Below are 9,569 nucleotides of genomic sequence, written 5' to 3'. Positions count from 1 at the left end.
TGGGGAAGTGCTCGTTTGAGAACAAAAAGGCCTCTTCGGCACCGGACAACACCATGCTGCCGATCAGGTCCTCGCCCCGCCCGATAACCCGCAAGCCTTCAATCGGTTCGGCGCCGACTGTCCTATTTGGGGCAAGAAAAGAACGCGAAAGCGTATAGACCACCCCGGTGGTTTCTACGCCATCCAATGCGCGCAGGTTGCGGGTTTGCGCGGGTGCAACGCCGGTGGACGCGAGATCTTCGCTAACAGTCGGCGGCGCGCGGGCTGTGTAGGTCAGATCGACAGGCTGAGCGCTCAGTTCAGGCGCCACCACAGGATAGCTGACCGGCATCCAAACTCCTGGCACGGCAAATGCCGCAACCGTTCCAAATGCTAGTAAAAGCAGCGCGCTAAGGGTTCGGATCAGGAAGTGGGTCAATTGCATCAACATTGCTACAGACTATCGCTTCAAATTCCAAAATTATGAGCCAGAACTTTAATTGCCCTCTGATCTTTTTCCGCGAATTCCTGAAGCTTCTTAGATACCAGAATATGGAGTATTTCCTTCCCCGAGTGTGGATTTTGATCAAATAGCGCCATGACATGAGAAGCGTCAGTGTCTGTAAGGTATCTTTGGCTGAGTTGATCCAGCATTGCTCGAAGTTCACTGTGCGATGGATACATTGGGCTGCTCATACTAATCTCCAATAATATCAACGTTATCATACCGAATCGGTGTATTCGGATCGGTGGTGTATTGTCGTGCCCCACCTGTTCCGTACTCCGGATATGCGGAGGTGTACGGCTCTGGAATAGTCGTGGTATTTCCGTTCGATGTGGGGGTCTGCAACCGCCATGTGCTAGTATTCGGATCATAAAGCTGAATAGAATCCAGTTCGCCGCGAACGGTTGGATTAGACCACTCTGGGGCAATTTGGTACCGATCGCGAACGCTAGATGCAGAATCCAAAGCCTCGGTTCCTAAATAATGTCCCCGACCGTCTATTGCCGGAGAGCCACCGTTCTGAAGAATATCATCCGCATAGACGCTATCGGAATAGCGATACAAAGTACCTTCTACTGCCTCACCATTGGGTGAAACATAGAAATCAGGGCGGTTTCCCCCATTTGTAGCCACATCCGGCGTTGCCCTTGCAATCCGCGTTGCGGCCCCTGCAGGCACCACAAAGCTGACCACCACCCCTCCGCCGATGATTGCATCGCGCGTATCTTGCGGCAGGTCGTTCCAGGCTGTGCTGACAACCTGACCCGTGGCCTTGTCCGCGAAGTTCACCATGACCGCCGCACCCTCGCCTGCGCGCATCATGGCCTCCACAAAGGCCTCTGTTGCTGCGGGGAAGTGCTCGTTTGAGAACAAAAAGGCCTCTTCGGCACCGGACAACACCATGCTGCCGATCAGGTCCTCGCCCCGCCCGATAACCCGCAAGCCTTCAATCGGGTCGCCACCGACTGTCCTATTTGGAGCAATAGAGGACTGCAAAAACGCAAACGCTACTCCGGTGCCCTTTGCGCCGATCAAAGCGCGCACGTCACCATTCCCATGAACAAGGGTACCGGCGGTCGCAACATTTACAGCAACGTACGGAGGCGCTCTGGCAGCGAACGCTAGATTAGTCTGCTGGAGAGCAACCTCAGAATGATGCGTGTGGAATTCTACTTTCTGCCAACTTCCAACACTCGCAAACGCCACACTTGCTCCAGATAGCGCGAACAGAAGCACTTGGAAAAAGCAAACGATATGGCGGATGAGCTTCATTTTATAGAAAGCGCCATTTGACTACCGCTTCGGAAGCTTGTTGGCTGCAGCTTTAAACTGGTCCGCCGTCAACCCTGTCAAAGTAGGCATTTCCCAATCAAAGAAGCGTTTGTCAGAAACAGCTTGAAAGACTAATGATCGTAAACCAGCAAGTTCTGTGATGGTAAGTTGATCGCTCGGAGCCAACCCGCTTACGGCTTCATAAATGAATTTGGCAGGAAAGTCTGGCTCGCTCGCGCACAGTACAATATCTCCTTGCTCTTCGAGATCGAGCAAAGCGCTTTTTATGGACTGCATAAGTAGATTTTCAGTCATCAGTATGGCTCCGTTCTCGTTGGCAATCCAGAAACTTACTCATTCCAATTTTGGGGTTGGAAAGCTGTACCACCGTCCGGCGCATTTGGGTTGCGCACCACCACAGTCCCTGTGGATTCTTGAAGATGGAAGCTTCTTCCATCCGATGTGTATCGAACGCTGATTGGATTATTCAAAACGTTCTCAATATGTGCTGCATACTGATCACGCGTCCGAAATCCTAAGCCTGCGAACTCGCCTTGTTGTAGTACGTGTTTTTCGAAGCCGTGACCCCCCGCAATTTTTTGCGCAGCCAGTTGGCGATTCAGGAAGATGCCGTTGTTGATGTTATTTGCGCCTAAGTTATTTGGGGCCACATCCGGCGTTGCCCTTGCAATCCGCGTTGCGGCCCCTGCAGGCACCACAAAGCTGACCACCACTCCTCCGCCGATGATTGCATCGCGCGTATCCTGCGGCAGGTCATTCCACGCTGTGCTGACAACCTGACCCGTGGCCTTATCCGCGAAGTTCACCATGACCGCCGCACCCTCGCCCGCGCGCATCATGGCCTCCACAAAGGTCTCTGTTGCTGCGGGGAAGTGCTCGTTTGAGAACAAAAAGGCCTCTTCGGCACCGGACAATACCATGCTGCCGATCAGGTCCTCGTCCCGCCCGATAACCCGCAAGCCTTCAAACGGGTCGCCACCGCCTTCGACCGTCGTATAGCCACCGGCCGCTATGATGATCCATACAATCGCCGGAATTGCATTGTTTTCAAACCCAGAGCGGCCGATAGATGCAGCGGCACCAACATTCGCCGCCTGCCCACTGGAGGTCGTGTAGCCCACGACGGCCCCCAGCAGCTTTGCCTGCCCCGCGACGTCGTTTTTCCAGGCGTTGTAGACAGCGGCGAAGTCCTCATCCGACTGCCCGGGCAGCCGCTCCGGCGCGCCCTCCTGCAACCCCGCAAAGACCGACTGCGCGATGCCCTTCTGCAGGTCCACAACAAGATGAGCCGCCCCAGCGGGGCTGGCCAGCGTGAGCAACCAGATCAGGCAGCGGGTAAGGAAAACGCGGGCAGTGGTCATGGGGGTATAGTGGCACAATGCGCGGGGCATGGCCATCTTCGCGAGCGGCGGCGCGTTCTTCGCCGCAAAGGCACAGATCGAGAAGGATGACTTCCAACGATCCGTCCAACTCATCACCCAGGACGACGACGCAAGCTGGTGCAAAATCGCTAACGCCCCAATCATCCAAGATCGCAATGGTCTGTCGTACTGCGCCATCGCCATGCCAGAGTATCAGGGGGCGGAGGATGGGTCGGCGGATTGATCAAGCCACTGGTTTTCATTTAGCTTTCGATCTTTCTGCGGGAAAACCGTGCATATCGAAAAGATCGTTCAACAAGGGGGTTACAACAGCATATTTTGGTGAGAATTCATCACCCCACATACGATTGAAGCTTCTTAGCATATTATGAAAGGTTTCAGACTTTTGTCCGTGATCCAGTGACAGTGATGTTTTTCGTAGATCATCCAGCAAAGCAAAAACCCTCTTGTTGGACACATCATCTTTGAGGGCATTGGCGATTATGTCGATTTTTTCGGCAGCAGGTGTCATCGTGCAAGATCCGGAAATTCAATTGCAAACTCGTCGTATGAATAAGTGCGTCCAGTTGTTGTGTCAGTTATTCGTACAGTATTGTTGTTCACCGGTATTCCGTCCCAACCTCGTGGCATCAAAATTTGGCTTCCACCACCGGGCAAGGTTGCTTGAGGACCAGCCGTTCCAACATTCAATGTGGTTCCACTTGGCACCGTAACAGTGGCTTCAAAACGCATCGTATTTCCCCAATCAGGTTCGATAGCCAAATCAGCTCTTGATGCGCCTTGTGTTGGAGTAGCATAGCCACCTTGCAAACGTGCATCGCCGCCAAATGAACGATAAATCACTGTTTCCTCAGTGGTGCGAACCGTTTGATATGCACCATCTGTGAAGTTGTCAGCTTGCGAGCCGATATTTTGGCGCGGCACCTCAACAAATGCATCACTGCCAAATCCCCTATTTGGGGCATCCGCAACGCGCACCACGTCTCGTGCATCGGTCACGACCTCGACGCCTTCATCGGTGGTCCGCACCGTCGCAGGGACAGTGTCCTCCCCCATGCGCAGCAGCACGCGGCGGCCGTTCTGGAGCATGTCGCCCGCAGCGCCGAGCGCTTCGACCGATACTGCCGCGCATGTGAGCGCGTCGCCCGTCATGACACAGTCATTGGCCGCGATGACCCCCCCCACGCCGGGCAGGTCCCGCAGCAGGTCGACAAAAGCCTCATCGGCCTGAATTTCATTGGCCACAGCAATCATGCAAGCTGCGTCTTGCCCGTACTGCTGCAGGATCGTTTCCGCGTTGGCGACGTTCAGCGCGGCGCGCGCAAGCGCCCAATCCTGAGGTCCGATAGTTGGCCCACTTGTCCCGCCACGGGCACCGAGGACGGCCAGCAAGCCGACATCTACGCCGGCGTTTCTCTGCAAGGCGTGTCCAATGATCTGACGCGCGGCCTGATCAGTTCCGATGGCTTCGCGGAATGCGTCCAGTCCCGCGACCGCCGCCAAATGCTCCTCCACGCACGCCTGCGTAAGACAACTGGCGAGCGCTTCATCATTTGCCAGCGAGCGTGCGAGCATCTCGTCACGGATGCTGAAAAGCTCTTCTTCCGTGCAGGCACCATCGGCGCGACATTCCGCGAGGCGGTCTGCCAGCACGGCAAGATCGGTATGACCGAGATAGTTATTCAGCGCGCCCGACTGCACGATGCTGGCGGCGTTACTGACGTTGACCGCCTGCCCGCCCGAGGTCGTGTAGCCGACAACGGCCCCCAGCAGATTTGCCTGCGCGGCGACGTCGTTTTTCCAGGCGTTGTAAACGGCGAAATATTCGTCATCCGACTGCCCCGGCTGCCGCTCTGGCGCGCCCTCCTGCAGCCCCGCAAAGACCGACTGCGCGATGCCCGCTGCCGCCCCTGACGCACAGTTGCCGCCCAGCCCCTCTGCCGCGGCACAGCCCACGGCGCCGTGAAGCAGCGCGTGGGGAACGCTGCCCTCGCTATAGAGCCCGTCCTTGACCCCGTCACCAACACCCGTCTGCAAGTCAGCCATGAGCATGTTGACAGCAGAGGCTTTCAAGCTTCTCTCGAAGCTATCGAGGAAATCGGTTTCATAGACCACGGAACTGAGCCCCGCAGTGATCGTTGCATCAATTCCGTGCTCGACCAGATTTGCAAAGGTCAGGTTGTCACCAAAACCGACGGATTCCCCGGCCCAGGCCATCCCCTCCCAGTCACCGCCAAGTTGCTCAAGGTTAACCCCTGACGTCAGGCCAGCGGACAGCGCAGAGAAGCTCGCCTGTCCGACGATGGCCGACAGGTCGTATTCGCCTGAGACGACACCGGCGACGGATTCAACTGTAAAGATGGATGCAAAGGAGGTTGTCGCGGCATTGACCGCCGTGGCCATGCTGCCGGATAAGCTGAGGTTCGTGCCTAGCTGCAGGAACTCCAGCCCCGACATTCCCTGCGTCACCATCACCGTCAGCAGTGCCTTGAAGGCGGGGTTCAGGGCGGTCTGGCGGTCATAGAAGTAGTAGCTGACAAGCTCGATCGGTTCGTTGATCGTGTCGTCGCGCCCCAGCACACCGTCAAGATAAGCGTATTCCGCCCCATCCGCGCCGGTGGGCAGCGCAACCTGAGTGACGAGGAATGCGCCCTCTTCGGACCAGTCACCCCCGTCGCGCCAGTGGCTGTCACCGGCAGTTTCGGTTCCACCGGTTTCATTGGTTTGGGCATCCTCGCCCGTGCCGAAATAGGCATTGGCAAGGTTCGACCGTCCATTCTCACCGACCGCAGCCCAGACCGCCGGATGCGCGCTGTCGAAGAGCGCATCGCGGACACCGGCCAGCACGATCTGCGAATCCGGGTCCAGATTGACGCCACCCGCCGCAGTGATCTTATTGAAGACAACACTCTCGCCGATGTCCTCTACCGTGGTGTCGGTTATGATGATGCCGTTGTCACGATGGGTCTGTGTGAACTGGTAGTCCTGATTGACAGCAGCGAGCAGGTAGGTTGTGCCGCTGACTTGTGTCACGAACTGCCCGCCCGCGCTGAAGTCCACTGCCATAAGTGTCAGATCACCGCCGGAATTGAGTGCGATATCACCTGCCGTGTCGGCAAAAACACCCCGGACCAAGGAATGGGCGTTATTGCTGCTGGATGAGTTATTGATCAGTCCGAACAGCGTCGAGCTGGATCTGGTTTTTGTCTCGGCAAAAAGATCAAAGGGTGCGTCAAATACGGAGCTCTCATTGACGGACACCATGGCCAGTTGCCCGGGTGTCAGATCACTGTTGGGCACGCCAGGTACGCTAAAGCGGCTGCCTGCAACATAGATGTTCGTATCAGCGACACCGGTGATCGACGCGCCCTCGATCGTTGTGACTTGATGGGTCAGTCGGGTGGTTGTCTCGGTGCGGGTCTTGGTACGGAATAGGTTCCGGCTGCGCGTGCGATAATCGCGGAAATAGAAGTCCCCGACCGCAGTGAGCAAGAGATCCCCGCCCTGCGCGATCATTCCCACATTTCCGCTTGCAGTCAGGTTTGCGCCTTCCAGCACGATGTCGTTCTGGCCCGCCGCATTACCAGACGACAGCAGCATGATGTCGCCGCCTGCGGTCAGGCTGGTGGTCAGATGGTCCACACGCTCGACATAATTCCGGTTCGATCCGGTCCGGTCGCCCTTGGCCGAAGCAAGCCGGAGCGCGCCAATCGTGATGTCGCCGCCTGCCAGAAGCGAGATGTTATCACCCGCCGCGATCTGCGCCCCTGCGGTCGTGATCGCATCCCGGGCGGTCAGGACAATCGTGTTATCCGCTACAAGCGAAGCGGCAGGAACGGCGATATCCTCGCGGTCGGTTCGATCTCTGCGCTGGGTCACAAGCGTCTGCGCACCGGTCACGATCTCGATATTATTGCCGACGATGGCGATGTCCTCGGCGGAAATCGTGCCTCCCGTTGACCGGAAGGTTTCGCTGACAACGATGCTTAATCCATCGGTCGCGCGGATATTGCCGGAATTGTCGAAGTTGCGCGTGCGCACGTCCACCGTGCGCCCCGTGATCATCGCGCCGCTCAACCCCGCAAAGCGGATTTCCGGGTTGGCCAAATAGACCTTCGGCGCCAATACGCGCTCACCGTCAATGACGGTTTCTTCTAGCCAGATAATGTCGGTGGTCAGCGCCCCGATCTGATCCGGTGTCAGGGCCACACCCGGGGTCAGGTCAAGGTTCTCAAGCTCATTGATCGCATTGTTGTACATCGCCTCGATCTGGGCGCGCTCATCGATGCCGGTGGTCAGGATCAGCTGACCCAGCAGTTCCTGCAGCTGTTTGCGGATGAACAGCGCTTCGGCGTAGGCATCACCGAAACGGCGCAGTTCGGGATCATATTCAATCGCCTGCAGGAAATAGTCTGAGGAAACGAACAGATCGAGATCGACAAACTCTGGACGGGTTTCGACCAGAAATTCTGCGTCAGGGTCCTGATTGACCACCAGAAGGTCTGGATTACCGATAGACCCGATGCTGATGGCGCTCAGGTCGGTATTTGACGGTCCCGCGCGGTCGTTGGTAACGGCTGTCAGCGCACCATTCTGAATGTAGCCTTCAATCTCGGTCAGATCGAGATTGCCACCGGCCTCGATGACGCCGAAATCCGCGCCGATGAATTCAGCTGTGCCGCCGGTGTTGCGGAAATAATTCCTGCCGACGTTGTTTAGCGTGTCCGCCGCGATGGTGATATCGCCAAAGGCCGAAATGCTGCTGAAGGCGTTGGTAACCTCATCCGCATTGATCGTGATGTTGCCCGCCGATAGGATCTGCGAGCGGTCGCTTTCATATTCAAACTCGCCCGATAGCGCGATTTCTTCGTAGCAGGTCTGCCGGTCGCATTCTTCCCCAGCACCGATGGTCCCGTCTGTCCCGATGCCAGCGCCGAGGATGACAGCTTCTGCGCGGCTGTTATTGACCGCATCCGCCGCGATGCTGATATTTCCGCTGATCGTCTCAACAATACCGCCGTTCTGGTTGTTGAAGGCACCAGCGCGGGCATTGACATCGCCACGCATGGAAATGCCGTTGTTCGAGATGATCGTGCCACCGTTGTTGGTGATCGCCGCATCACTGCGCAGGGTCAGGCCGGAATCCCCGAACATCAGCCCCTCATTCGTCAGACCAATGCCAGCCGCAACCAGCAAACTGCCATCGGTCGCGGCAAGCGTGCCCTGGTTCAGTAGGCTCTCAGCGTCAATATCCAGCGTATGGACCGAGGTGACATCAGCGCCGCTGGCAATGCGCAAAGCGCCTGCGATATCCAAACCGAAACGGGTTGCGGTCAATTCGGCATCAGCGCCGACCTCCAGATCGCCACCAACTGTCAAGAGTGCTGCACTATCGGCCACCAGCGTGGCGTTAGCCGCAAGCACCAGATCGTCGGCGCTGGTCACGGAGACCTCTTGCGCTGCGACCGTGCCCTCGACCACGACCTCTTGCGTGCTGCGGGCAGTGACATTCTGGCTGGAGCTGGCGTTGTTCACCACCAGGCGGCCGTCGGCGGTGATCATCATGCCACCGGCATTGGCCGCCATATCGCGCGGGGCGCGGACGCCCACGCCATCTTCGGTCGAGGTGATGGTGATCGCATTGGCAAACATCCCGCCCAAAGCGGTCGCGTCGATGGCCAATGCCGGTGCTGAAGAGCCATCACTGGCCTTCTCGGTTACTTCACCGGTTGCATAAAGCACGTCGTTGCGGCCTGCCACGATACGGATGCGCTGGCCACTGACCACGCCACCGACTGTGATTTGACGTGACAGCAGATCAAACGTTGTGGTGTCCGAGGCATCCAGCCCGCCTGCGCCAATCGCCACCGCGCCGCCATCCACCGAAAAACCGGTGAACGTATCACCGTCAAAACTGGGTGTGCCGGTGGTGATCGTCAGGCGGCTGGTGTTGATGAACCCGCAGCCGTCGCACGTGATCCCGTTCGGGTTAGCAACGACGACATCTGCCTGCTGACCGCCGACCTCAAGAAAGCCGTTCAGCAGCGAAGGGTTGGTCGAAGTAACCTCGTTCAGGATAATCCCCGCGGCACCCCCCGCAAGATTGCTGTTGCCCTGCACGATCCCGCCCAACTGGGTCGTTGCCGTATTTGTGTCCACGTTGTTCAGGATCGCACCGCCGGGTCCGACACCAAACTCGGTGTAGGTGTTGTGCGACACGCCATTGCCATCCGGCGTGTTGATCATCACCATCGGCAGGCCATTCGCCGTATCGATCACCTGCGGCCCGTTGCCATCGGCCACAATCGACTGCGCCAGCACCGGCTGAACCGTGACCAGCCCAATGCAAAGCGCCGACACGGCGTTTCTGAGATATGGTCCAACCTTGCGTGTCATAGCTATTACCTTCG

The 9,569-nt window shown here is 57.5% G+C and carries 7 protein-coding genes; 1 reads left to right on the top strand and 6 read right to left on the bottom strand.

The genetic code is table 11. The annotated features are described in order from the left end of the window. From C7964_RS19870 to C7964_RS04100, 4 genes are all read right to left on the bottom strand, one after another. Window positions 1–331: hypothetical protein (locus C7964_RS19870; RefSeq protein WP_181417097.1), on the bottom strand; the 331-nt coding region annotated here is incomplete at its 3' end. A gap of 345 nt (window positions 332–676) precedes the next feature. Next, the gene (locus tag C7964_RS04110; RefSeq protein WP_110278353.1) at window positions 677–1,756 is read right to left on the bottom strand and encodes a hypothetical protein; all 1,080 of its coding nucleotides are present in this window, start codon (window positions 1,754–1,756) and stop codon (window positions 677–679) included. A gap of 21 nt (window positions 1,757–1,777) precedes the next feature. Continuing rightward, window positions 1,778–2,071, bottom strand: coding sequence for a hypothetical protein (locus C7964_RS04105; RefSeq protein ID WP_110278352.1), 294 nt, complete (start codon window positions 2,069–2,071; stop codon window positions 1,778–1,780). A 35-nt stretch (window positions 2,072–2,106) separates the two neighbouring features. Further along, complete coding sequence (locus C7964_RS04100) at window positions 2,107–3,168, bottom strand: hypothetical protein (RefSeq protein WP_146214820.1); 1,062 nt, start codon at window positions 3,166–3,168, stop codon at window positions 2,107–2,109. Here C7964_RS04100 and C7964_RS04095 point away from each other — a divergent pair. Further along, window positions 3,167–3,382, top strand: coding sequence for a hypothetical protein (locus C7964_RS04095; RefSeq protein ID WP_110278350.1), 216 nt, complete (start codon window positions 3,167–3,169; stop codon window positions 3,380–3,382). The genes C7964_RS04100 and C7964_RS04095 overlap by 2 nt on opposite strands. 15 nt (window positions 3,383–3,397) lie before the next feature. On the opposite strand, the gene C7964_RS04090 is transcribed toward C7964_RS04095, so the two are convergent. Beyond that, window positions 3,398–3,670, bottom strand: a complete 273-nt coding sequence (locus C7964_RS04090; protein ID WP_110278349.1) for a hypothetical protein — start codon at window positions 3,668–3,670, stop codon at window positions 3,398–3,400. Continuing rightward, entirely contained in the window at window positions 3,667–9,555 is a 5,889-nt protein-coding gene (locus C7964_RS04085) for a two-partner secretion domain-containing protein (RefSeq protein WP_110278348.1), read from the bottom strand. The genes C7964_RS04090 and C7964_RS04085 overlap by 4 nt, the downstream gene beginning before the upstream one ends. Between the last annotated feature and the right edge of the window lie 14 nt (window positions 9,556–9,569).

This window comes from Loktanella sp. PT4BL (genome assembly GCF_003201935.1).
Classification (GTDB): Bacteria; Pseudomonadota; Alphaproteobacteria; order Rhodobacterales; family Rhodobacteraceae; genus Yoonia.
The sequence above is the reverse complement of the archived record's forward strand: the minus strand, read 5'-3'. Positions and strand labels throughout refer to the sequence as shown.

What these genes read in the sequence shown, in the direction of transcription:
- C7964_RS04110 (WP_110278353.1), bottom strand. Translation starts at nt 1,756, where the DNA reads ATGAAGCTCATCCGCCATATCGTTTGCTTTTTCCAAGTGCTTCTGTTC.
- C7964_RS04095 (WP_110278350.1), top strand. Translation starts at nt 3,167, where the DNA reads ATGGCCATCTTCGCGAGCGGCGGCGCGTTCTTCGCCGCAAAGGCACAG.
- C7964_RS04085 (WP_110278348.1), bottom strand. Translation starts at nt 9,555, where the DNA reads ATGACACGCAAGGTTGGACCATATCTCAGAAACGCCGTGTCGGCGCTT.
- C7964_RS04090 (WP_110278349.1), bottom strand. Translation starts at nt 3,670, where the DNA reads ATGACACCTGCTGCCGAAAAAATCGACATAATCGCCAATGCCCTCAAA.
- C7964_RS04105 (WP_110278352.1), bottom strand. Translation starts at nt 2,071, where the DNA reads ATGACTGAAAATCTACTTATGCAGTCCATAAAAAGCGCTTTGCTCGAT.
- C7964_RS04100 (WP_146214820.1), bottom strand. Translation starts at nt 3,168, where the DNA reads ATGCCCCGCGCATTGTGCCACTATACCCCCATGACCACTGCCCGCGTT.